The sequence below is a fragment of the Janthinobacterium aquaticum genome (assembly GCF_009208565.1).
Lineage (GTDB): Bacteria > Pseudomonadota > Gammaproteobacteria > Burkholderiales > Burkholderiaceae_D > Janthinobacterium.
In genome coordinates, this window is the sequence record NZ_WFLK01000008.1 from 136,159 (window position 1) to 160,393 (window position 24,235).

The following is a 24,235-nucleotide window of genomic DNA, read 5'->3' on the forward strand; positions in this document are numbered from 1 at the left end:
TGGTTTTGGCGGTGGCGTCCTGTATCCCAGGGCAAAACCAGTACAGGCGCACCCATATGGTGCGGCAGTTTCATCAGAGAAGGGTATTACATGAAGTCAATATGGATGCGGCGCCTGGCGCTGCTGGCCTGCGTGGGGTTGATGCCGCTGGCCGCCACGGCAGCCGATGCAGTCACGGCAGCCACTGCAGCCAAGCCGATCAAGACGCTGCGCTATATTCTGCCAGCGGCCGAAACCGGCTTCGATCCAGCCACCGCGCGCGACCTGTACTCCAATCATATTACCCAGGCCGTATTTGACACCCTGTACACCTACGATTACCTGGCGCGCCCGGTCAAGGTGGTGCCCGCTGCTGCGGCGGCCATGCCGGAAGTGTCGGCCGACGGCAAGACCTATACCATCCACCTGAAAAAAGGCATCCTGTACACGCCGGACGCGGCGTTTGGCGGCAAGAAGCGCGAGCTGACGGTGGCCGACTATGTGTATTCGTGGAAGCGCCTGTTCGATCCACGCCTGGCTTCGCCGCACAGCTGGCTGTTTGAAGGCAAGGTGGTGGGACTCGATGATCTGGCAAAGGAAGCGGCCAAGGCCAACAAGCTCGACTACAGCAAAAAGGTGGCTGGTCTTGAGATTGTCGACCCTTACACGCTGCGCATTACCCTGACCAAGACCGACTTCAATTTCCCGATGATCCTGGCCTATGTGCCCACGGCTGCCGTGGCGCGCGAAGTGGTGGAGAAATATGGCGATGTGAAGGGCGAAGTGGCGTCGAACCCGGTCGGCACCGGCTACTACACACTGGGCGAATGGACACGCGGCAACCGCATTGTGCTCAACAAAAATCCGCAGCATCTGCCGGAAACCTGGAATTTCACGCCAGGCGATGACCCGGACGACCAACGCATCGTGCGCCAGATGCAGGGCAAAGCGATGCCGGCCATCGACCGCATTGAAATTACCGTGATGATTGAAGACCAGTCGCGCTGGCTGTCGTTCCAGAGCGGTGGCACCGATGTGTTCTGGCTCGACGGTCCGCTGGCGCCCAAGGCCATGCTCAATGGCAAGCTGCGTCCCGAGCTGGCCGAGAAGGGCGTGCAACTGTCGCGCCTGCTCGACCCGGAAATCAGCTATTACTACTGGAATATGGAAGACCCGGTGCTCGGTGGCTTTACCAAGGAAAAGATCGCGCTGCGCCGCGCCATTGCCATGGCGCACAATATCGACGAGGAAATCCGCATTATCTGGAACGGCCAGGCCAAACGCCTTGAATACCCGATTCCGCCAGGCGTGGTCGGCTACGATCCGCACTACAAGAGCCTGCTGCAATACGACCCTGTGCTGGCCAATAAATTGCTCGACAAGTATGGCTACAAGAAGGGCGCCGACGGCTGGCGCACGCTGCCGGACGGCAAGCCATTGCTGATCCGCTATGCCTCGCGCAATGAAGCGAACGGCGTGCTGCAGGCAGAAATGTGGCGCAAGACCTATAACTCGCTCGGCATCCGCATGGAAAACGATCGCATGATCTTTTCCGACATCCTGAAAACGGAAAAGCAGTGCAAGCTGCAGTCGCGCACCGCGCCGTGGCTGGCCGACTATCCGGACGGCGACAACTTCATGCAGCTGTTCTATGGTCCGAACACGCACCAGAACAACAACGGCTGCTACCAGGACCCGGAATATGACAAGCTGTACGCGGCCAGCCAGGCCATGCCGGCCAGCCCCGAGCGTGACGCGCTGTACCACCAGATGGCGCGCCGCCTGGAAGTCAATGCCGGTGCGCTGATCGGCTACGCGCGCTACCGCAATATGCTGGCGCAGAAAACCGTGCAGGGCTACAAGAAGCATCCGATCCTGTTCCAGGAATGGGCCTATATGGATATCGACAGCAATGGCGCCCCCGCACCTGCGGCCAAGGCCGCCCCGGCAGCCAAATAAGCGCAGCTGATCAAGACAAGGAATTATCATGTTTGCTTATATCCTGCGCCGCCTGTGGCAGATGCTGCCCACCATGCTGGGCGTGGTGCTGCTGGTGTTCGTGCTGTTCAACTGGGTCGGCGGCGACCCGGCCTATATCCTGGCCGGCAAGATGTCGAGTGCCGAGAGCATCGCCAATATCCGCCGCCAGCTTGGCGTGGATCAACCTTACTATGTGCAGCTGTGGATCTTTATCAAGCAGATCGTCACGTTTGATTTTGGCCAGAGTTGGGCTACCGGCGAGTCCGTTTCGCACATCATCACCTCGCGCCTGGGGCCGTCGATGATGGTGTTGATTCCGCTGACCGTGCTGGAAACGTTTTTCGGCATTGCGCTGGCGCTGGCGATCGCCTTCGTGCGCGGCTCGCTGACCGACCGCGCGGTGATGATTGCCTGCACGGTGGGCATGTCGATTTCCATCCTGGTCTACATCATCGTGTTCCAGTACGGCTTTGCCTACAAGCTGGGCCTGTTCCCGGTGCAGGGCTGGGGCGACAGCTTCTGGGAAAACCTGCTGCGTTACTCCACGCTGCCGATCCTGATCGGCCTGGCCGTGTCGATTGCGCCCACGCTGCGCCTGTTTCGCACCTTTGTGCTTGATGAAGCCAACCAGGACTATGTGCGCACCGCACGCGCCAAGGGCTTGAGTGAGCGGCGCATCATGTGGGTGCACGTGCTGCGCAACGCCGCCATTCCCATCATTACCTATGTGATGTCGAACCTGCCGGCGCTGCTGATCGGCGCTTTCCTGCTTGAACGTTTCTTCGGCATTCCCGGCATCGGGCGTGAAGTGATCCTGGCGGTCGAACGCAGCGATTTTCCGGTGATCAAGGCCATTACCGTGTACGTGGCGGCAGCCACCATGCTGTTCAACCTGCTGACCGACCTGATGTACCAGGCTGTCGATCCACGCGTCCAACTGAAGTAGAAAGAACCGATGTCCAATACCCATACTTCGCCCGGCCTGTGGGCCCTGGCGTGGCGCCGTTTGCGCGGCGACAAGATCGCAATGTTCTCGCTGGCGGTAGTCGGCGCCTTTTTCCTGCTGGTGCTGGCCTCAGCCAGCGGCCTGGTCGCTTCCAGCTGGGAAGACGAGGTCGCTGTCAGCTACGCGCCGCCCACCTTTGTCGGCGCCGATGCCGATAATGGTGCCGACGGCGCCATTCCACACGCCATGCCTGATGGTGTCGGCGCTCCCACGCCGGTCAATGTGCTCGATCCTTTGGCCGACGATATTGCCGAACTGCGCGCCCAGATGGGCGGCAGTCCGTCTGCCAGCGTCGACATGTACGGCGTGACCGACCCGCTGGCCGACGATTTGACCGCCTTGCGCGCCAGCATGGGCAAGAGCAAGAAAGTCATTACCCACAAGGCCGCTACCCTGCCGTTCGGCGCCGACAAATGGGGCCATGACATCCTGGAAAAAACCATCAAGGGCGGCGAGACCTCGATCGTGGTGGGCCTGGTGGCGGCCTTGCTGGCAGTGGTGCTGGGCACGCTGTTTGGCGCCGTGTCCGGCTATTTCGGCGGCAAGATCGATGACTTTTTCAACTGGTTCTACAGCATCTTTACCTCGATTCCGTCGATCCTGATGATTTTGACGGTGGCCGCCGTGCTGCAGCAAAAAGGCGTGCTGACCATCGTGCTGATCCTTGGCCTGACCGGCTGGACCGGGCCGTACCGATTGATCCGCGCCGAATACATCAAGCACAAAGCGCGCGAGTACGTGATGGCGGCCGATGCGATTGGCGCCTCGCACTGGCGCAAGATGTTCTCGCATATCTTCCCCAACGTCAGCCATGTGGCGCTGGTGCAGATGTCGATCCTGGTGGTGGGCTTTATCAAGGCCGAAGTGATCCTGAGTTTCCTCGGCTTCGGCGTGCCGGTCGGCACGGTGTCGTGGGGCAGCATGCTCAACGAGGCGCAAAATGAACTGATCCTGGGCAAATGGTGGCAGCTGACGGCCGCCGCCACGGCCATGGCCATCCTGGTGACGGCGTTCTCGCTGTTTACCGATGCCCTGCGCGATGCGCTCGACCCCAAAGTGAAATAGGAAAGCCCATGGACCAGAATAATCTGCTGGAAGTGCGCGACCTGCGCGTGACCTTCCGTATTGACAAGAAAACTACCTTCGAGGCCGTCAAGGGCATTTCCTTTGACGTGCCGCGCAACAGCACCGTGGCGCTGGTGGGCGAATCGGGCAGCGGCAAATCGGTCAGCTCGCTGGGCGTGATGGGCCTGCTGCCGCCGGACAACACCATTATCGATCCGGCCTCGTCCATCATGTTTGGCGGACGCAACCTGCTGAAACTGTCGGTGGCCGAGCGGCGCGAGATGTGCGGCAAGGATATCTCGATGATTTTCCAGGAGCCAATGTCGTCGCTCAATCCGGTGTTTACGGTGGGTTTTCAGATTGCCGAAGTGCTGCGCCAGCATATGGGCATGAACCGCAAGCAGGCACGGGCACGCACGCTGGCGCTGCTCGATGAAGTCGGCATTCCCGATCCGGCCAGCAAGATCGACGCCTACCCGAGCCAGATGTCGGGCGGCCAGCAGCAGCGCGTGATGATTGCCATGGCGATTGCCTGCGAGCCTAAACTGCTGATCGCCGACGAGCCGACCACTGCACTCGACGTCACGATCCAGAAGCAGATCATGGACCTGATCGCTGCGCTGCAAAAGAAACACCAGATGTCGGTGCTGTTCATTACCCATGACCTGGGTCTGGTGGGCGAGATTGCCGACCATGTGATCGTGATGCGCCACGGCGAAGTGCGTGAGACCGGGCCGGTGCGCCAGGTGTTTGATGCGCCCAAGGATACTTACACCCAGGCTTTGCTGCATTGCCGCCCGTCGCTGGACGAACGGCCATGGCGTCTGCCGGTGATTGCCGACTATATGGACGGCAAAGCCGGCCCTGGTGTGGTAACAAAACAACGCACGCGCGGTTATTTGCCCGAGGATGAACCGGTGCTGGTGGTCAATAACCTGAGCAAGAGTTTTTACTTCCGCGAAGGGTTGTTTGGCAAGCGCGAGTTCCAGGCCGTCAAGGATGTGTCGTTCACCTTGCCGCGTGGCAAGACGCTGGGCGTGGTGGGCGAATCGGGTTCCGGCAAGACAACGGTGGGCCTGACGCTGCTGCGCCTGCATCAGGCCACCGGCGGCACCGCGCTGTTCCACGGCAAGGATCTGATCAGCATGCCGGCCAAGGAATACCTGCCCTACAAGCGCCGTATCCAGATCATTTTCCAGAACCCTTATGCCTCGCTCAATCCGCGCTTTACGGTGGGCCAGATCCTGCTTGAACCGATGCGCATCCACAGCATCGGCGCCAATGACAAGGAGAGGATTGCCAAGGCCTACTGGCTGCTCGACAAGGTCGGCCTGCCCGAACATGCGTTTCACCGCTATCCGCATGAATTTTCCGGCGGCCAGCGCCAGCGCATCGCCATTGCGCGCTGCCTGACCATGCAGCCGGAAATCCTGGTGTGCGATGAATCGGTCTCGGCGCTCGACGTGTCGGTGCAGGCGCAGGTACTGAACCTGCTGCAGGACCTGCAGGACGAGTTTGGCCTGTCGTATATCTTTATCTCGCACGACCTGTCGGTGGTGAAATACATCGCCGACCAGGTGATGGTGATGCACAAGGGACAGGTGGTGGAGATGGCTGATTCAGACGAGCTGTACCGCAATCCGGTCCATCCCTATACCCGTACTTTGCTTAGTGCCATACCGAAGGGAGTGCAAAACTGAGTACGCTTTGCGGTAAGATAGCGCCATGCCCAACCTTATCTTCCTGCTCGAACACTACGGTATCCTGATTGTCTTTGGGATCGTCCTGGTGGAGCAGCTCGGCCTGCCGATTCCCGCCTTTCCGATCCTGGTGGTGGCCGGCGCGCTGGTGGTCGATGGCGACCTGAACCTGGCGCTGGTATTGATTGCCGCGCTGGGCGCCTGCCTGATCAGCGATCTGACCTGGTTCAGGGCAGGTCGCCACTTCGGCAAGCGCATTTTGCGCCTGTTGTGCCGCATTTCCCTGTCGCCCGATTACTGCGTCAGCCAGACCGAAGACAAGTTCAAGCGCTGGGGCCCGAAAGCGCTGATCGTCTCCAAATTCGTACCTGGTTTTAACACCATTGCCGCGCCGATGTCAGGCGCGATGGGCACGCCGGCGCCGCGTTTCTTCCTGTATGCCGGCCTGGGCGGCCTGCTGTGGTGTGGCACCGGCGTCATGGTCGGCGTGATTTTCCACCACAGCGTGCAGCAGGTGCTTGATCTGCTGAGCACCATGGGCAGTACCGCGTTGCTGATCCTGGCCACCTTGCTGGCCATGTTCCTGCTGTACAAATTCCTTGAGCGCCGGCGCTTTCGCGAGGCGCTGCAGATCGAGCGCATCGGCATCCATGAACTGCTCGAACTGATCGAGCAGGGCCACGAGCCGCAACTGATCGATGCGCGCAGCGCCACTGCCCAGGCGCTCGAGCCGGCTGTACCCGGCGCGCTGTTCTATAACGGCAAGGAGCCGATCTCGGCCCTGATCGGCCTGGACAAGGATCGCCATATCATTGTCTACTGCAGTTGCCCCAATGATGTGACGGCCGCCCAGGTCGCCAAGCTCTTGCACCAGCACGGTTTCCACCGCGCCAAGCCGCTGCATGGCGGTCTCGACGCCTGGAACGCCGTCTACCGCTCCGACAAGCCCGCCCCCGAAGACGGCCTCGCCACCGAACTCGCGCCAGCGCCATAACCCCCAAGCGGGGTCAGTTCCGCCAAACGGACACGACCTCGTCTGTATCGTGCTGATGCTGTGCCTCGATACCAATGGTGCGGCTGCCACAGCCCAGCCTGTGTCCAAATGGCGGAACTGACCCTGCGTTTGCTGCGTTTGCGTGCCAGCGGTTGTAGTAAAAATACAAAAAACAGTCGATGCCGTGAGATTTGTGGGGAATCGTGCAAAATCCGGCATCAGCTTGCATCTGGTCGGCTTTTGCTGCGACGCAGCAATCACTGTTTGCATAGCGCGATAGCAGGCACTTACTTAATTTTATGCTGCAAATGCTGCGTGCCATAAAAACCGTGCTTGGAGTGGAACTACCAATAAAGCCTGCTTTCTCTGTACTTAAACTACAAACTTTGCTTGCCTCGTTACGCGTTTTTCCTTTAAGCTTGGCGTCCCATGCCTCCCACTTACACTTAAAACTATGAGCGCCATGTCATCATCTGCAGAGTCTGTTTCCACCTATCCTGATGGTCCGCGTTTGCTGGCCGACGTGGGTGGCACCAATGCCCGGTTTGCCCTGGAGACGGCGCCCGGTGAAATCACCCAGGTAGAGGTGCTGCCTTGCGCCGACTATCCGAGCCTGGCCGCCGCGCTGCAAGCCTATCTGGCGCTGCCTGCTGTGGCCGCTGCTGGCGGCCAGTCGGTGCGCAACGCCATGATCGCCATTGCCAATCCGGTCGCCGGCGACTACCTCAGCATGACCAACCATCACTGGTCGTTCTCGATCAGCGCCATGCGCGAGGAGTGCGGCTTTTCCGTCATGGATGTGGTCAACGACTTTACCGCGCTGGCGCGCGCCGTGCCGATGCTGTCGCCAGAAGAAAAGCGCCAGGTCGGTTCAGGTACGGCCCGTGCGGAAACGGCCATCGGCCTGATCGGCGCCGGCACCGGCCTGGGCGTATCGGGACTGATCCCGTCGCATGGCAGCTGGATCGCGCTGCAAAGCGAAGGCGGCCATGTCAATTTTGCACCGTTCAACCAGCTGGAAGTGGAAATCCTGCAATTTGCCTGGCGTGAATTCGAGCATGTTTCGGCCGAGCGCCTGATTTCCGGCGACGGCCTCGAGCTGATCTACCGCGCGCTGGCCAACCGCGCCGGCCAGGACGACGCGCTGCCGGCCGCCGAAATCACCCGCCGCGCGCTCGCTGGCGAGTCGCAGCTGTGCGATGACGCCATCGAAGCGTTCTGCTGCATGCTCGGCACAGTGGCGGCCAATGTGGCGCTGACGCTGGGCGCCCTGGGCGGTATTTATATTGGCGGTGGTATCGTGCCGCGCCTGGGCGCACGCTTCGATCAATCGGGTTTCCGCGCCCGCTTCGAAGCCAAGGGTCGCTTTGCCAGCTATATTGCGCAAGTACCCACTTACGTCATCACGGCCAAGTATCCTGCCTTCCTCGGCACCTCGGCCATTCTCAGCGAGCGCCTGGCTGCGGCCTGAGCTGTCGCGCACTGACGCCACTGGCAAGCCGGGCAAACGCTGTTTTGCCCGGTTTTACGCTTTTCCGGCTTTTATCAGGTACAATGGAACACGTTGGATGAAACGATGATCATGAGCGGCTGCGCCGAGCGTGATGCGCCGCGAGCGGTAAGCACCGCCAGGCAGATCGTTTCAATGCTGGTTTATTAGCATGCTGGTCATTTAAAGCCGGCGCAGGCCAGCACCATGGATGGCAGGACTTTCACTGCATCTGCAAGACTCCCGCTTTGTGCGCATCAGCCAGAGCCTCGGAACAACAGCCTCAACTTGTAACCAGTCAGTCATCGCCAGCGATGCCGGCCATCTGTTACGTTGAAATGAACTTTTGATTTCTTTCTCTGCAAACGAATTGCAACACACATCCGTACACAATTGCCATGAACACAATTGAGGCAAAGAGAGTCCTCGAAACAGCATTGCTGTGTGCGCGTGAGTCGCTGACGATCCACAGCCTGAAAAAGCTGTTTGTCGACGCCGACGAGAGCGGTCGTGGCCGTGGAGTCGGTGTCGGCGCCGACACCATCAAGCAGTTGCTCGAAGAGTTGCGCCAGGAGTGGCAAGGGCGCGGCATTGAAGTAGTCAGCCTGGCATCGGGTTGGCGCTTTCAAAGTCGCCCGGAAATGAAGGTGTATCTTGATCGCCTGACGCCCGAGCGCCCGCCCAAATATTCCAGGGCAACGCTGGAAACGCTGGCCATCATCGCCTACCGCCAGCCCGTCACGCGCGGCGATATCGAGGAGATTCGCGGTGTTGCCGTCAATTCGCAGACGATCAAGATGCTGGAGGACCGTGGCTGGATCGATGTGATCGGCTACCGCGATGTGGTGGGGCGCCCGGCGTTGCTGGGCACAACCCGTCAGTTTCTCGATGACCTGGGATTGAATGCGCTGTCCCAGCTGCCGCCTTTGCAGCAAATCAGCGACATGCAGGGCAACGGCCTGGAAGCGCTGGAAGCGGCCCTGCAAGAAAATTTTGACAAAGCAAGCAATGAAGTTGCACCCCAGCCTGGTGCAGGCAGCAATCCGACTGTGACCGAAGTAACCGCAGTGACAACAGTAACAGCAAGCCCTGATGCCGGCCCCGATGTTTCGCCTACGGACGAAGCCCATATTGACGACCCTCACGACCCTGCGCCAGAACCAACGGTTGACGCTGCGCCAGGTCAGCCCAGCCAAGAAATGAAGAATGAATAATCCGAATACCCCTGAGACAGCAACCGCCAGCGACGATACCGTGGTTGCCAAGCCCAAGCGCCGCACCAAGGCCCAGATCGAAGCTGATGCGGCAGCGCACGCTGCTGCTGGCGAGCCGGTAGCGGCCAAGCCGAAGCGCCGTACCAAAGCTGATGCCGCCACGCCTGCTGCTACTACCGTTGCAGATAGTGAGGCGCCAGCCGTCGTCAAGAAAGCACGCGCCAAGCCAGTGGCCAAGGCCCTGGGCGAAGCAGCTGCCGCTGCTGCAGCCGAGGTGGCTGCACCGGCCGTTCCGGCGCCGCGTCCGCCACGCGCCCGTGCCGCCGCCAAGGCCGCTGCAGTTGTGGTCGAAGCATCGCCAGAAGCGGCTGAAGTTGCCGCTGCGCCAGCGCGTCCTGCCCGTGGTCCGCGCCAGATGCGCGGCGTGCAGGCCGAGCGCGCGCTACGCCAGCAACCGCGCCGCGACGCCGAAGAGGCCGCCGCCGCTGCTGCTGTTGCTGTCGTAGCTGCAGCGCCAGTCCCATCGGCAGACGCCGCACCGGTCGCGGAAGCCGACGGCAATGGCGTACCGCGCCAGCCGCGCCAGCGCAACGATGTGCCGGGCGCCGGCAAGAATGCCGGCAAGAGCCGCAAAAAAGGCAAGGGCCGCCAGGCAGCGCCAGGCAAGCTCAACGAAGCCGATGCGATCTTCTCGTTCGTGACCTCCGATGCGTTTGACAGCGAAGACGGTGGCAATGGCCGCCCGCAAAAAGCTGCCGTGCGCCGCGACCTGACCTCCGACGACGATGCGCCAAAACTGCACAAAGTGCTGGCCGAAGCCGGTCTCGGTTCGCGCCGCGACATGGAAGACCTGATCATTTCGGGCCGCGTGTCGGTCAACGGCGAGCCGGCCCATATCGGCCAGCGCATCCTGCCGACCGACCATGTGCGTATCAACGGCAAGCTGATCCAGCGCCGCGTGAGCAAGAAGCCGCCGCGCGTGCTGGTGTACCACAAGCCGGCCGGCGAGATCGTCAGCCAGAGCGATCCGGACGGCCGTCCATCGGTATTTGACCGCCTGCCTACCATGAAGGCCGGCAAATGGGTGGCCGTCGGCCGCCTGGACTTCAACACCGAAGGCCTGCTGCTGTTTACCACCTCCGGTGACCTGGCCAACCGTCTGATGCACCCGCGCTACAACATCGACCGCGAATACGCCGTGCGTACGCTGGGCGAGCTCGAAGAAGGCATGCGCCAGAAACTGCTGGCTGGCGTCGAACTCGAAGACGGCATGGCGCAGTTCTCGAAGATCGCCGATGGCGGCGGCGAGGGCATCAACAAGTGGTACCGCGTGGTGATCGGCGAAGGCCGCAATCGCGAAGTGCGCCGCATGTTCGAGGCGATCGGCCTGACCGTGTCGCGCCTGATCCGTACCCGCTACGGCGCCATGATGCTGCCTAGTGGCTTGAAGCGCGGCCGTTGGGAAGAGATGGATGAAAACACCGTGCGCGAACTGCTGACCGCCTATGGCGTGGAAAAGAAAGCGCCGGCCTCGAATGACGGCCGTGCCGCTGGCGGCAAGGCACGCAAGAGCGAGCGCGATGACGAGCCGAACGGCAACCGTCTCGATGTCAGCAACCGCAATGCCGATCCGTTCCCGGTCGCACCGCGCCGTGGCCAGCCGCAGGGACAGGGCCAGTTCGGCCGTGCGCAAGGGCAGGGTCGTCCGGGCGGCAGCGGCCGTCCAGGCGACGCGCGCGGCCCGGGTCGTGGCCAGCCGCAAGGTCCCTTCCAGGGTGCGCCGCGTGGCAATGGCGGCGGTCAGGGGCAGGGCCAGGGTCGCAGTGGCGGCGCTGGCGAAGGTCGTGGCCGTCAGAGTGGTCCGCGCCAGCCTGATCCGCTGCAAACGACCTTCGGTTTTGCTTCGCCATCGCCGCGTCGCAGCGGCGGTGGCGGTGCTGGTCAGGTGCGTTCCGGCGGTCAGCCGCGTGGCGGCATGGACCAGGGTGCGCCGCGCCGCCGCAGCGGTGGCAATCGCTAAACAGCCGCGCTGACACGCTCTGCACGTTGTTCATGTGCAGAGTGTTACGCGTGTAACTGTTGTAAAGTACAGCGTTCCCGTGTTATGTGCGATTGCAGCGAAGTTAATAAGAGGTTATAATCTGCAGCCTGATAAAAGTTCTCCGCACAGCAGTTTGGCAGGAGAGCAGCATCTGGCTGTAGTACAAGAAGGTGGGCAGATGCCCATTTTTTTTTTGTTGAATCGTTTGTAAGGGCGCAAAAAGGCGCCATATGCAAGCCGTGCAGCGGTTTTTGCCTGTTTTCAAGCGCAAACCCGCCTTTTTCTGGAGAATTTCTTGCAGCAGTTGGAATTGATTGAAAAGACAGTGACCGGTCTGGGCTACGAGCTCGTTGATGTTGAACGTGCCGAGCGCGGGCTGCTGCGCGTCTTTATTGATTTCAGCGCCGCCGATGCCGCTGAAAAAGGTCCGATCACGGTAGAGGACTGCGCAACAGTCAGTCACCAGTTATCGCATGTGTTGACGGTCGAGAACGTTCCTTACGAACGTCTTGAAATTTCTTCCCCTGGCCTCGATCGGCCGGTGCGCAAGCTGGAAGATTTTGGCCGCTTTGCGGGCCAGGAAGCCATCGTCAAGCTGCGCGTGGCGATGCCGGGTACGAACAACCGGAAATCGTTCCAGGGGATCTTGCAAGAACCCGTGGGCGAGAATTTGTCGTTGGAATTTGAAGGTAAGGATGGTCCGGCGATGTTGGAATTTACGCTCGCCGACGTGGATAAGGCACGTTTGGTGCCGCAGGTGGTTTTTAAGGGACGCAAAGCATGAGTCGCGAAGTTTTATTATTGGTTGACGCGCTGGCGCGCGAAAAAAACGTCGATAAGGATGTCGTTTTCGGCGCACTTGAATTCGCGTTGGCGCAAGCCACGAAGAAACGCTACGAGGGTGAAGTCGACATTCGCGTTTCGATCGACCGCGAGTCGGGTGAGTTCGAATCTTTCCGCCGCTGGCACGTTGTGCCTGACGAAGCGGGTCTGCAACTGCCTGACCAGGAAATCCTGCATTTCGAGGCAAAAGAGCAGATCGCCGACATCGAGGTGGACGACCATATCGAAGAGCCGATCGAGTCCGTGGAATTTGGCCGCCGCTTTGCGCAAGACACCAAACAAGTGGTGCTGCAGCGCGTGCGCGATGCCGAGCGCGAACAGATCCTGGCCGACTTCCTGGAACGTGGCGACTCGCTCGTGACCGGTACCATCAAGCGCATGGAACGCGGCGACGCGATCGTTGAATCGGGCAAGATCGAAGCGCGCCTGCCGCGCGACCAGATGATTCCGAAAGAAAACCTGCGTATCGGCGACCGCGTACGTGCTTTCATCCTGCGCGTGGACCGCAATATGCGTGGCCCGCAGGTGATTTTGTCGCGCACCGCGCCGGACTTTATCGCCAAGCTGTTCGAACTGGAAGTGCCGGAAATCGAACAAGGCATGCTGGAAATCAAATCGGCAGCGCGTGACGCTGGCGTGCGCGCAAAAATCGCCGTCTATACGGCTGACAAGCGCATTGATCCGATCGGTACCTGCGTCGGCATGCGCGGTTCGCGCGTGCAGGCCGTGACCGGCGAACTCGGCGGCGAGCGCGTCGACATCGTATTGTGGTCGGAAGATCCGGCGCAGTTCGTGATCGGCGCCCTGGCGCCGGCCAACGTGTCGTCGATCGTGGTCGATGAAGAAAAGCATGCCATGGACGTGGTGGTCGACGAAGAGAACCTGGCCATCGCCATCGGTCGTTCGGGCCAGAACGTGCGCCTGGCCGCCGACCTGACCGGCTGGAAGATCAACATCATGACGGCCGAAGAATCGGCTGACAAAGCTGCCCAGGAAACGGCTGCTGTGCGCATCCTGTTCATGGAAAAGCTTGATGTTGACCAAGAAGTTGCAGACATTCTGGTGGAAGAAGGTTTCGCCAGTCTGGAAGAAATCGCCTACGTGCCGATCTCCGAAATGCTGGAAATCGAATCGTTTGACGAAGATACCGTCAATGAACTCCGTACCCGTGCGCGTGATGCGCTCGTTACCGAAGCAATCGCTTCGGAAGAGGGTCTGGAAGGCATGGACGAAGCCCTGGTGGGTCTGGAAGGCATGGACCGCATCACCGCAGGCAAGCTGGGTCTGGCTGGTATCAAGACTGTTGAAGCATTTGCAGCACTGGCATACGACGAATTTGGCGCAATCCTGGCCTTGTCTGCGGACCGTGCGCGTGAACTGATTACAAGTGAATTTGAAGATGTGACCGACGATGAGATGAAGTTGGTTGACTCGAAATATGACGATCGTGCCAAGGCGCTGCAAGCCAAGGCATGGAGTCTGGCTGAATCCGCAAAGGCTTAATTTGAGTATCTTTATCATCTGTCGCGACACAAAGAAAAGAGGACTGAATGGCGAGTAACAACGTAGCCCAATTTGCCACCGAACTGAAGATGCCTGCAGATTTGCTGCTGACGCAGCTGCGTTCTGCCGGCGTCGAGAAAAGTTCGACGTCAGATCCATTGTCGAAAGATGATAAGGACAAGCTGTTGGATCACCTGCGCCGTACCCACGGCGCAGCGGCAGATACTGAAAAGAAGAAAATCACCGTGACCCGCAAGGAAACGACTGAAATCAAGCAAGCCGACTCGAGCGGCAAGTCGCGCACCATCCAGGTGGAAGTGCGCAAGAAACGCACCTTCGTCCAGCGCGACGAAGCGGCGCCAGCAGTTGCGCCTGAACCGGTTGCACCTGCAGCGCCGGTGATCGATCCTGCCGAAGTGGCGCGTCGTGAAGAAGAAGCCCGCAAACAGGCTGAACTGATCGCCCGCCAGGAAGCTGACCTGCGTGAAAAGCAGGAACGCCTGGCCAAGCTCGACGCTGAAAAAGAAGCTCAGGCGAAAGCCACGCAACAGGCTGAACTGAACGCGAAGAAAGAAGCCGAAGCCGAAGCGAAGAAAGCTGCCGCCAAGGCCGCTGCTGCGCCTGCTGTCGCGGCTGCTGCTGCCGCTGCACCGGTAGTCGACGATGCTGCTGCCGAAGCTAAAAAAGCCGCTGCTGCCGAAGAAGCCAAGAAAAAAGCCGCTGCTGCTGCACAGGCTGCCAAGGAAGCGGCTGAAAAAGCCGAAGCGACCGAACGCGCCCGTAAAGCCGTGGCTGACGAAGTGGCCCAGATCAAGGCCATGATGAACGCGCCACGTCGCGCCATCAAGGCGCCTGAACCTGCGCCAGTGCCAGTCAAGCCAAAAGCACCGGAAGGCACGTTGCACAAGCCAGCCGACAAGAAGCCAGGCGACAAGCCGGGCGACAAGAAGCCGGCCGCAACGGCTGACAAGAAGTCGATCAAGTCGGCCAATGTCTCGTCGACCTGGTCCGATGACGCGAAAAAACGCGGCACGACCGGTGGTCCTAAACCACGTGGCAACACGGGTTCGACCGGCCGTGACAGCTGGCGTGGTGGTGGCAAAGGCCGCCGTCCGTCGCATCACGAAGAACGCGAATCGAACTTCCAGGCACCGACCGAAGCGGTGGTCAAGGATGTGCACGTACCGGAAACCATCACGGTGGCCGAACTGGCGCACAAAATGTCCGTCAAGGCTTCCGAGGTCATCAAGCATCTGATGAAACTGGGCCAGATGTGCACCATCAACCAGGTGCTGGACCAGGAAACGGCCATGATTCTGGTCGAGGAAATGGGTCACAAGGCGTTTGCTGCCGAGCAGGACGATCCGGAAGCACTGCTGGCCGATGTGGGCGAACACGCGCACTTCGAAAGCAAGCCGCGCGCACCGGTGGTCACCGTCATGGGTCACGTCGACCATGGTAAAACCTCGCTGCTCGACTACATCCGCCGCGCCAAGGTTGCATCCGGCGAAGCTGGTGGCATTACGCAGCATATCGGTGCATACCACGTCGATACGCCACGCGGCATGATCACCTTCCTCGATACGCCAGGCCACGAAGCGTTTACCGCTATGCGTGCCCGCGGTGCCAAGGCAACCGACATCGTGATTCTGGTCGTTGCTGCCGACGACGGCGTGATGCCGCAAACTAAGGAAGCGATTGCTCACGCAAAAGCTGCCGGCGTACCACTGGTGGTGGCGATCAACAAGATCGACAAACCGGGTGGCAACGTGGACCGCGTCACGCAGGAACTGGTGGCCGAGCAAGTCGTGCCGGAAGAATACGGTGGCGAGTCGCCATTCGTGCCAGTGTCGGCGAAAACCGGCCAGGGCATCGATGACCTGCTCGAGCAAGTCTTGCTGCAAGCCGAGGTGCTGGAACTGACCGCTGCTGTCGATGCACCGGCCCGTGGCCTGGTAGTTGAAGCGCGTCTGGACAAAGGTCGTGGTCCTGTGGCAACGATCCTGGTGCAGTCCGGTACCCTGAAACGCGGCGACGTGATTCTGGCAGGCTCCTCGTATGGCCGTGTACGCGCCATGCTGGATGAAAACGGCAAGCCGATCGCCGAAGCTGGTCCATCGATCCCGGTCGAAATCCAGGGTCTGACGGAAGTGCCGGTCGCTGGTGAAGAAGTCGTTGTGATGGCTGACGAGCGCAAGGCGCGTGAAATTGGTCTGTTCCGTCAAGGTAAGTTCCGCGACGTGAAACTGGCCAAGCAGCAAGCTGCCAAGCTGGAAAACATGTTCGACCAGATGGCCGAAGGCGAAGTGAAAAACCTGCCGTTGATCATCAAGACCGACGTACAAGGTTCGCAGGAAGCGCTGGTTGGCTCGCTGCAGAAACTGTCGACCTCGGAAGTGCGCGTTCAAGTCGTGCACGCCGCAGTCGGTGGCATCACCGAGTCGGACGTCAATCTGGCAGTCGCTTCGAAGGCAGTCATTATCGGCTTTAACGCCCGTGCCGATGCACAGGCGCGCAAGCTGGCCGAATCGAACGGCGTCGACATTCGCTACTACAACATCATTTACGATGCGATCGACGAGATCAAATCGGCGTTGTCGGGCATGTTGGCACCAGAGAAACGCGAAACGGTCATCGGCCAGGTCGAGATCCGCCAGGTTATCCTGGTCTCGAAAGTGGGCGCGATTGCCGGTTGCCTGGTCACCGATGGCGTGGTCAAGCGTGCTTCGTCTGTCCGCCTGTTGCGCAACAACATCGTGGTCTGGAGCGGCGAGATCGACTCCCTGAAACGTTTCAAGGACGATGCGAAAGAAGTCCGTGCCGGCCTGGAGTGCGGTCTGTCGCTGAAGAACTACAACGAGATTCAGGTTGGCGATACACTGGAAGTGTTCGAAGTCCAGGAAATCGCTCGTAGCCTGTAATCACAGAAGCAAGCGCGCGGACATGTCGATGTCCGCGCAACACGTGGGGCGCATTGGTCGGCGGGCAACCGTTTGACTCATGCGCCCTGCGTCACTTAGGACAGCAGAAATGGCTAAACATAGCAAAACCATGCCGGCGCGCGGCTTGCGCGTGGCAGACCAGATCCAGCGCGACCTGGCCGAAATCATCGCCTACGAACTCAAGGACCCACGCGTGGGCACCATGATTACCGTGACCGAAGTGCAGATCACGCCCGATTACGCGCACGCCAAGGTGTTTTTCACGACCCTGAAAGACAGCAAGGAAGCGATCAAGAACACCACCGAAGGCCTGATGGCGGCCGCCGGCTTTATCCGCGGCCTGCTGGGCAAGCGACTGCATATCCACACGCTGCCGCAGCTGCACTTCGTGCACGACAGCTCGACCTCGCGCGGCATGGAAATGTCGCTGCTGATCGACAAGGCCAACGCCACGCGCGCCGCCGACGCCGAACCGGACGAGCCGCAGGAAAACAAGCCGGACGAGCAATAAGCGTGGCCGGCCCGAAACGACCACCCGGCGTCAAGCGGGTGCGCGACCTGGTCGACGGCGTACTGTTGCTCGACAAGCCGGTTGGCTGGTCCAGCAATGACGCGCTGATCAAGGTCAAGCGCATCCTGAACGCCAAAAAAGCCGGCCACACCGGCACGCTCGACCCGTTTGCCACCGGCCTGCTGCCGCTGTGCTTTGGCGAGGCCACCAAGTTTTCGCAGGACTTGCTTGAAGCCGACAAGACCTATGAAACGTTGGTGCACCTGGGCGTGACTACCGACACCGGCGACACCGAAGGCGCCGTGCTGGCCACGCGCGAAGTCAATGTGACGGTGGAGCAGATCGAGGCGGTGCTGGCGCAGTTCCGCGGCCCCATCATGCAGACGCCACCGATGTATTCGGCCTTGAAGCGCGACGGCAAGCCGCTGTATGAATATGCGCGCGAAGGCATTACGCTTGAGCGCGAAGCACGTCCGGTGACGATCCACAAGCTCGAGTTCCTCGGCTATGAAGCGCCGTTCCTCAAGCTGTCGGTGATGTGCAGCAAGGGCACGTATATCCGCGTGCTCGGTGAAGACATTGGCGCCGCGCTCGGTTGCGGCGCGCACCTGAACGCCTTGCGCCGCACGCAGGTTGGCGATCTGACGCTGGCCGGCGTGGTCACGCTCGACGAGCTGGGTGCGCACGAAACGCCGCTCTCCACGCTGGCGCCGGTCGATGCCTTGCTGTCGAGCTTTCCTGCCGTTGCACTGACGGACGAGCTGGCCAAGCGCTTCCTGCAAGGCCAGCGCCTGGCGCTGGGCAAGGAAGACGTCGCCGTGCCAGCCGAGCCGGGCAGGGTGCGCGTGTACCACGGCGACAAGCTGCTGGGCACCGGCCAGCTGCAGCAATACAGCATCCTGGCGCCTGAGCGGTTGATTGCCACCGCCAACCCGTAACGCAATGGCGCGTAGGTCGGATTAGCGGGGCAAAGCCCCGCGTAATCCGACAACATTGTTGGCGTTCGCGGTGTTGTCGGATTACGGCCTGCGGCCATCCGACAATATTGTTAGCGTCCTCGGTGTTGTCGGATTACGGCGCTGCGCGCCTAATCCGACCTACGCCCTGTTGCATTTTTAAGAAATCCCATCCTGAGACATCGAGCCCGCCAGCATTTTTAGATAGCCTTGCAACGCAACATGCTATACTACGCGGTTCCAGTTTCAGCCAGTACCGAAACGCACCGTACAGCCCGTACGAACTCTGCAGTTTTTCAGCAAATATAACGACCATGTCTACTACAAAACGCGCAATTCGCAATATCGCCATTATCGCTCACGTTGACCACGGTAAAACTACCCTGGTGGATCAACTGCTGCGCCAGTCCGGCACCTTCCGTGAAAACCAAGCGGTCGACACCCGTGTGATGGACTCGAACGACCTCGAAAAGGAGCGCGGCATTACGATTCTGTCGAAGAACTGCGCCGTTGAGTACGAAGGCACCCACATCAATATCGTCGATACCCCAGGCCACGCCGACTTCGGCGGCGAAGTGGAACGTGTTCTGTCGATGGTTGACTCGGTATTGCTGCTGATCGACGCCCAGGAAGGCCCGATGCCGCAAACCCGTTTCGTGACCCGCAAGGCGCTGGCCCTGGGTCTGAAACCGATCGTGATCGTCAACAAGATCGACCGTCCAGGCGCACGCCCGGACTGGGCCATCAACCAGACGTTCGAACTGTTCGACAAACTGGGCGCAACCGACGAACAGCTGGACTTCCCTATCGTCTACGCTTCGGGCCTGAACGGCTACGCCGGCCTGACTGAAGAAGTGCGCGGCGGTGACATGAAGCCGATGTTCGACGCCATCCTGGAACACGTGCCTGTACGTGACGACAATCCGGAAGGCCCGCTGCAGATGCAAATCACCTCGCTCGACTACTCGTCGTACGTCGGCAAGATCGGCATTGGCCGCGTCAACCGCGGTACCGTCAAGGTTGGTCAGGACGTGCTGGTCATCAATGGCCCAGGCGCAACCCCGATCAAGGGCCGCATCAACCAGGTGCTGAACTTCAAGGGCCTCGAGCGCGTGCTGGTTGACGAAGCTGTTGCCGGCGACATCTGCCTGATCAACGGTATCGATGAAATCGGTATCGGTTCGACCCTGTGCGCAGTCGACACGCCAGAAGCGCTGCCGATGCTGACCGTCGACGAGCCGACCCTGACCATGAACTTCATGGTCAACAACTCGCCACTGGCTGGCCGCGAAGGCAAGTTCGTGACCTCGCGTCAACTGCGTGACCGTCTGGAAAAAGAACTGAAAGCCAACGTGGCTCTGCGCGTTGCGCCCACCGACGACGACACGATCTTTGAAGTGTCGGGCCGTGGTGAGTTGCACCTGACGATTCTGATTGAAAACATGCGTCGCGAAGGCTTCGAGCTGGCCGTGTCGCGTCCACGCGTGGTGTTCAAAATGGTTGATGGCGTGCGCCACGAGCCGTTTGAAAACCTGTCGGTTGACGTTGAAGAAGCCAACCAGGGCGGCGTGATGGAAGAACTGGGCCGTCGTCGCGGCGACCTGCAAAACATGGAATCGGATGGCAAGGGCCGCGTGCGTCTCGAGTACCTGATCCCGGCACGTGGCCTGATCGGCTTCCAGGGCGAATTCATGACCCTGACCCGCGGTACCGGCCTGATGAGCCACGTATTCCATGAATACGCACCGGTCGACAACACCCGTGGCGAAATGGCTGGCCGTCGTAACGGCGTGCTGATCTCGCAAGACGACGGCGCCGCTGTTGCCTACGCCATCTGGAAACTGCAGGACCGCGGCCGCATGTTCGTGTCGCACAACGATCCAGTGTACGAAGGCATGATCATCGGTATCCACTCGCGTGACAACGACCTGGTCGTCAACCCGATCAAGGGCAAGCAGCTGACCAACGTGCGTTCGTCGGGTACCGACGAAGCAGTGCGCCTGGTACCACCAATTCAGATGTCGCTGGAATACGCGGTCGAATTCATCGAGGACGACGAGCTGGTGGAAATCACCCCGAAATCGATCCGTCTGCGCAAGCGCTTCCTGAAAGAGCACGAGCGTAAAAAAGCGTCGCGTGACGCGTAATATGTAGTGCAAGCATGGCCGCCTGGCCATGCTGCTTCCAAACCCGCTGCGCCGCATGACACTAACCGGTGATGCGCGCAGCGGGTTTGTCATTTGCAGCCCTGTTTTTGATCGACACCATGACTTCTTCTTCCCTGCCTTCCCGCCGCCTTTCCGTCGCCCCGATGATGGACTGGACCGACCGCCATTGCCGCAAGTTCCACCGCGAAATTACGCGTCATACCTGGCTGTACACGGAAATGGTGACCACCGGCGCGCTGGTGTATGGCGATGTCGAGCGCCATCTGCGCTTCAACGAGGAAGAGCATCCGGTGGCGCTGCAACTGGGCGGCAGCGATCCGAAGGACCTGGCCACCAGCGCCAAGCTGGGCCAGCAATGGGGCTATGACGAGATCAACCTCAATTGCGGCTGCCCGTCCGAGCGCGTGCAAAAGGGCGCGTTTGGCGCCTGCCTGATGGCCGAGCCGCAGTTGGTAGCCGACTGCGTGAAGGCCATGCGCGACGTGGTCGAGATCGACGTGACCGTCAAGCACCGCATCGGCATCGATGACAGCGAGTCGTATGACTTTGTGCGCGACTTTGTCGGCACCGTGGCCGAGGCCGGCTGCACGACGTTTATCGTGCATGCGCGCAATGCCATCCTGAAAGGCCTGAGCCCGAAGGAAAACCGCGAAGTGCCGCCGCTCAAATACGATTTTGCGTATCGCCTCAAGCGCGAGTTTCCGCAGTTTGAAATCCTGATCAATGGCGGCATCAAGACGATTGAAGAAATCGATCTGCACCTGCAGCATGTCGATGGCGTCATGCTGGGCCGCGAGGCCTACCATAACCCGTTCCTGATGGCGCAGTTCGACCAGCGCTATTACGGCGATACGGCGCCGGCCAAGACGCGCGAGCAGGTGCTTGAAGCGATGATGCCGTACATCGCCGAACAGCTGGCCAAAGAGGGCGGCCGCCTGAAGCTGAACAGCATTACGCGCCATATGCTGGGCCTGATGCAGAATCTGCCCGGTGCACGCGGTTTCCGTCAGACCTTGTCGGACTCGAAAAAGCTCGCCTCGGGCGACCCTCGCCTGCTGCTGGAAGCGGCCGCGCGCCTTTCCGTGCCGGTCTGATGGAACGCAGCGCGCACAACGATGTCAGCTTGCAGCTCGATGGTTATCTGCAGGCCGTCAGCGCGTTGAAGGACGATGGCAGCGCCCTGCGCTGCTTCTACCTGGGGCCGGTTGCGCCAGCTGACGCTTTCGATGCACTGTGTGTCGCGCTTGAGGTGCCGCCCGGCAACCTGTCGCTGCAGCCGCAGGCGGCGGTGGCCTGCCATGGGCTCGCTTGCACGCCGCGCCAATGGTTGCTCGAGCGCTTGCGGCCGATGACCATCGCCGACCAGGCGCCGCTTGATGCGCGGCTGTATGCCGGTTTTGAGCAGCAGCTGCTTGAACTGCTCGGTGACGTACCCGAGTGGCGCCAACTGGTCTCCGACGGCCAGCGCAATCTGGCCGCACAACTGGGCGCCATCTGGAGCGTCTATGTATTCGGCGTAGCCGGCCACAGCTATGTCCTGCAATGCAGCTGGGATAGCTGATCTTCGCGCAACTTCCTTCTTTTCTATCTAAAAAAACAATGCCATAAGACTATGGCATGTGTTGTAAATGCGCCGTTTCGGCGCATGCATGCACAGCTTTGGGGCGTTTTATTTACGTATCAGTCGGTCATGTTGCCATTTTCCCGAAGAAAATTAATGCGCCTATCAATCGACCAGTTATTGCTTGCTCTGAGGCAAAATTTACACCTATAATTGATTATAGACAAATATTTATCATGTGAATTTTTAGTTTCTTATTGGTAATTAAGATGCAAAAAATGCATATGGTAAGACGAAATTTGCATGCGCAGTCACCAGGCCTGGTGTTTGCTTATAGCAGGATGTATCCCGGGCTGCGCGCAGCTGGATATCGCTGACATCCACGGAGACCGGATGCGCAGGCGGAGTCCGGCGCGACGCGGCCTTCGCGTTGTTGTGTCGGGTGAATTCTTATCAATAGTTTCATTTTACGAAGAGCCGAAATGAATTTAACAAAAATGAAGGTTGGTACCCGTCTCGGTCTGGGCTTCGCCCTGGTGCTGGTGCTGCTGGCAGCGGTGACGTTGCTGGGTATCGTGCGCATGGCGCAAATCCAGAATCGTCTCGATCACGTCATCGACGTCAACAACGTGGTAACCCGGCTGGTGATCGACATGCGCACCAACGTCAGCGACCGCATCAATTCGCTGCGCGTGCTCACGCTGATGACCGATCCTGCCGACATGGAACCCGACATGGCGCGCATCAAGGCGCAAACTGCGGTCTACCAGGAAGCGCAAAAGAAACTGGAGGAAAAGTTCGCCATCGAGTCGACCGCCGAAGAGAAAACGCTGCTGGCCACGATCAAGGAGCAGGAAGCTGCCGCCATGCCGGCGATTGCCAAAGCCTCGGCCTTGTGGCTGGCCAACGATGCCGAAGCGGCCACCCGCGTGCTGATCAAGGAAATCCGTCCGGTCCAGAAAAAATGGATGGAAGCGCTCGAGCAGCTGGCCACGCTGGAAGACAATCTCAACGCGCAGATGCAGACCGACGCGCGCACCGCTTTTGACAGCGCGCGCGTGTTCATGATCGTGCTGGGCGCGCTGGCCGTGGCGCTGGGCGTGGTGGCGGCGCTGGTGATTACGCGCGGCCTGCTCAAGCAGCTCGGTGGCGAGCCTGACTATGCGTCGACCATTGTCGGCAGCATCGCCAAGGGCGACCTGTCGATCGGCATCCAGACCCAGACCGGCGATAACGGCAGCCTGCTGGCCGAAATGAAAGAAATGCGCAACAGCCTGGTCGGTATTGTCAGCCAGGTGCGCGTGGGGACCGAAACCATTGGCATGGCCTCGCGTGAAATTGCCGACGGCAATATCGATCTGTCTTCGCGCACCGAAATGCAGGCCAGTGCGCTGGAAAAAACCGCCTCGGCCATGGAAGAGCTGACGTCGACCGTGAAGCAGAACGCCGACAATGCGCGTGAAGCCAACAAACTGGCCGCTACCGCTTCGGACGTGGCCCTGAAAGGCGGCTCGGTGGTGTCGCAAGTGGTCGATACCATGAGCTCGATCAACGAATCGGCCAAGAAGATTGTCGACATTATCGGCGTGATCGACGGCATCGCCTTCCAGACCAATATCCTGGCGCTGAACGCGGCGGTGGAAGCGGCGCGTGCAGGCGAGCAGGGCCGTGGCTTTGCGGTGGTAGCGTCCGAAGTGCGCAGCCTGGCTCAGCGTTCGGCTGGCGCGGCCAAGGAAATCAAGATCCTGATCGACGATTCGGCAGAGAAGACCGAGCGCGGCACGCGCCTGGTCGGCCAGGCCGGCGTCACGATGGGTGAGGTGGTTGACAGCGTGCGCCGCGTTACCGACATCATGAGCGAAATCGCCAGTGCCAGCGCCGAGCAGAGCGCCGGCATCGAGCAGGTCAACCTGTCGATTATCGAAATGGACGGCATGACGCAGCAAAATGCCGCGCTGGTCGAGCAGGCCGCTGCCGCCGCGCAGAGCCTGCAGGACCAGGCTGCCGAGCTGTCCAATGTGGTCAGCGTCTTCACGCTGGTCGAGGGTGAGCAGCGCGTAGCGGCTGCTGCAGCGCCGGCCCCGGTAGCGGTTGCAGCGCCGGTCGCGCCACGCAAGCCGGCAACGGCCTTGCGTCCGATCAAGTCGCTGACGCGCAAGAGCGTAGCGACCGAGCCGGCGACGGCTGCCGCGCCAAAGACAACACCGGCGCCCAAGCGGGCCGCCGCTGCTGCCACCAGCAATGACGAGTGGGAAGAGTTTTAAGCGCAGCTGATTGATTGAC

Annotated in this window: 17 protein-coding genes; all 17 read left to right on the top strand. The window is 60.3% G+C overall.

Features of this window, described 5'->3' with window-relative positions:
- Positions 1-90 precede the first annotated feature (90 nt).
- Entirely contained in the window at positions 91-1,938 is a 1,848-nt protein-coding gene (locus tag GCM43_RS14395; protein ID WP_152245420.1) for an ABC transporter substrate-binding protein, read from the top strand.
- A gap of 28 nt (positions 1,939-1,966) precedes the next feature.
- Positions 1,967-2,905: an ABC transporter permease gene (locus GCM43_RS14400; RefSeq protein ID WP_152245422.1), complete on the top strand. Its 939-nt coding sequence runs from the start codon at positions 1,967-1,969 to the stop codon at positions 2,903-2,905.
- Positions 2,906-2,914: 9 nt separating this feature from the next.
- Positions 2,915-4,030, top strand: a complete 1,116-nt coding sequence (locus GCM43_RS14405; protein ID WP_152245424.1) for an ABC transporter permease — start codon at positions 2,915-2,917, stop codon at positions 4,028-4,030.
- Between the two features lie 8 nt (positions 4,031-4,038).
- Positions 4,039-5,730: an ABC transporter ATP-binding protein gene (locus tag GCM43_RS14410; RefSeq protein WP_152245426.1), complete on the top strand. Its 1,692-nt coding sequence runs from the start codon at positions 4,039-4,041 to the stop codon at positions 5,728-5,730.
- 25 nt (positions 5,731-5,755) lie between these two features.
- Positions 5,756-6,724 carry a VTT domain-containing protein gene (locus GCM43_RS14415; protein ID WP_152245428.1) on the top strand — a complete coding sequence of 323 codons (969 nt, stop codon included), beginning with the start codon at positions 5,756-5,758 and terminating at the stop codon, positions 6,722-6,724.
- Between the two features lie 454 nt (positions 6,725-7,178).
- On the top strand, positions 7,179-8,195 hold the full coding sequence (locus tag GCM43_RS14420) for a glucokinase (RefSeq protein ID WP_152245430.1): 1,017 nt from the start codon (positions 7,179-7,181) through the stop codon (positions 8,193-8,195).
- A 416-nt stretch (positions 8,196-8,611) separates the two neighbouring features.
- Positions 8,612-9,427 carry an SMC-Scp complex subunit ScpB gene (gene scpB, locus GCM43_RS14425; RefSeq protein ID WP_152245432.1) on the top strand — a complete coding sequence of 272 codons (816 nt, stop codon included), beginning with the start codon at positions 8,612-8,614 and terminating at the stop codon, positions 9,425-9,427.
- Positions 9,420-11,447 (top strand): 23S rRNA pseudouridine(2605) synthase RluB, encoded by a 2,028-nt coding sequence (rluB, locus tag GCM43_RS14430; RefSeq protein WP_152245434.1) that lies wholly within the window; start codon positions 9,420-9,422, stop codon positions 11,445-11,447. The genes scpB and rluB overlap by 8 nt, the downstream gene beginning before the upstream one ends.
- Before the next feature lie 316 nt (positions 11,448-11,763).
- Complete coding sequence (gene rimP, locus GCM43_RS14435; RefSeq protein ID WP_152245436.1) at positions 11,764-12,252, top strand: ribosome maturation factor RimP; 489 nt, start codon at positions 11,764-11,766, stop codon at positions 12,250-12,252.
- A complete protein-coding gene (nusA, locus tag GCM43_RS14440) occupies positions 12,249-13,814 on the top strand; it encodes a transcription termination factor NusA (protein WP_152245438.1) in 1,566 nt (521 codons plus the stop codon). The genes rimP and nusA overlap by 4 nt, the downstream gene beginning before the upstream one ends.
- A gap of 47 nt (positions 13,815-13,861) precedes the next feature.
- Positions 13,862-16,735, top strand: coding sequence for a translation initiation factor IF-2 (infB, locus tag GCM43_RS14445; protein ID WP_152245440.1), 2,874 nt, complete (start codon positions 13,862-13,864; stop codon positions 16,733-16,735).
- A 109-nt stretch (positions 16,736-16,844) separates the two neighbouring features.
- Positions 16,845-17,267 (top strand): 30S ribosome-binding factor RbfA, encoded by a 423-nt coding sequence (rbfA, locus tag GCM43_RS14450; RefSeq protein ID WP_152245442.1) that lies wholly within the window; start codon positions 16,845-16,847, stop codon positions 17,265-17,267.
- A gap of 2 nt (positions 17,268-17,269) precedes the next feature.
- Positions 17,270-18,205: a tRNA pseudouridine(55) synthase TruB gene (gene truB / locus GCM43_RS14455; protein WP_152245444.1), complete on the top strand. Its 936-nt coding sequence runs from the start codon at positions 17,270-17,272 to the stop codon at positions 18,203-18,205.
- A 332-nt stretch (positions 18,206-18,537) separates the two neighbouring features.
- A complete protein-coding gene (gene typA / locus GCM43_RS14460; protein ID WP_152245446.1) occupies positions 18,538-20,370 on the top strand; it encodes a translational GTPase TypA in 1,833 nt (610 codons plus the stop codon).
- A 119-nt stretch (positions 20,371-20,489) separates the two neighbouring features.
- On the top strand, positions 20,490-21,485 hold the full coding sequence (gene dusA, locus GCM43_RS14465; RefSeq protein WP_152245448.1) for a tRNA dihydrouridine(20/20a) synthase DusA: 996 nt from the start codon (positions 20,490-20,492) through the stop codon (positions 21,483-21,485).
- The gene (locus GCM43_RS14470; RefSeq protein WP_152245450.1) at positions 21,485-21,952 is read left to right on the top strand and encodes a hypothetical protein; all 468 of its coding nucleotides are present in this window, start codon (positions 21,485-21,487) and stop codon (positions 21,950-21,952) included. Before dusA ends, GCM43_RS14470 begins: the two co-directional genes overlap by 1 nt.
- A gap of 482 nt (positions 21,953-22,434) precedes the next feature.
- Positions 22,435-24,216 (top strand): methyl-accepting chemotaxis protein, encoded by a 1,782-nt coding sequence (locus GCM43_RS14475; protein ID WP_226929492.1) that lies wholly within the window; start codon positions 22,435-22,437, stop codon positions 24,214-24,216.
- The last annotated feature ends 19 nt before the right edge of the window (positions 24,217-24,235 follow it).

Bases quoted from the DNA above. Each gene is read 5' to 3' on its own strand.
- GCM43_RS14395 (WP_152245420.1), top strand. From the start codon at position 91: ATGAAGTCAATATGGATGCGGCGCCTGGCGCTGCTGGCCTGCGTGGGG.
- GCM43_RS14400 (WP_152245422.1), top strand. From the start codon at position 1,967: ATGTTTGCTTATATCCTGCGCCGCCTGTGGCAGATGCTGCCCACCATG.
- GCM43_RS14405 (WP_152245424.1), top strand. From the start codon at position 2,915: ATGTCCAATACCCATACTTCGCCCGGCCTGTGGGCCCTGGCGTGGCGC.
- GCM43_RS14410 (WP_152245426.1), top strand. From the start codon at position 4,039: ATGGACCAGAATAATCTGCTGGAAGTGCGCGACCTGCGCGTGACCTTC.
- GCM43_RS14415 (WP_152245428.1), top strand. From the start codon at position 5,756: ATGCCCAACCTTATCTTCCTGCTCGAACACTACGGTATCCTGATTGTC.
- GCM43_RS14420 (WP_152245430.1), top strand. From the start codon at position 7,179: ATGAGCGCCATGTCATCATCTGCAGAGTCTGTTTCCACCTATCCTGAT.
- scpB (WP_152245432.1), top strand. From the start codon at position 8,612: ATGAACACAATTGAGGCAAAGAGAGTCCTCGAAACAGCATTGCTGTGT.
- rluB (WP_152245434.1), top strand. From the start codon at position 9,420: ATGAATAATCCGAATACCCCTGAGACAGCAACCGCCAGCGACGATACC.
- nusA (WP_152245438.1), top strand. From the start codon at position 12,249: ATGAGTCGCGAAGTTTTATTATTGGTTGACGCGCTGGCGCGCGAAAAA.
- infB (WP_152245440.1), top strand. From the start codon at position 13,862: ATGGCGAGTAACAACGTAGCCCAATTTGCCACCGAACTGAAGATGCCT.
- rbfA (WP_152245442.1), top strand. From the start codon at position 16,845: ATGGCTAAACATAGCAAAACCATGCCGGCGCGCGGCTTGCGCGTGGCA.
- typA (WP_152245446.1), top strand. From the start codon at position 18,538: ATGTCTACTACAAAACGCGCAATTCGCAATATCGCCATTATCGCTCAC.
- dusA (WP_152245448.1), top strand. From the start codon at position 20,490: ATGACTTCTTCTTCCCTGCCTTCCCGCCGCCTTTCCGTCGCCCCGATG.
- GCM43_RS14470 (WP_152245450.1), top strand. From the start codon at position 21,485: ATGGAACGCAGCGCGCACAACGATGTCAGCTTGCAGCTCGATGGTTAT.
- GCM43_RS14475 (WP_226929492.1), top strand. From the start codon at position 22,435: ATGAATTTAACAAAAATGAAGGTTGGTACCCGTCTCGGTCTGGGCTTC.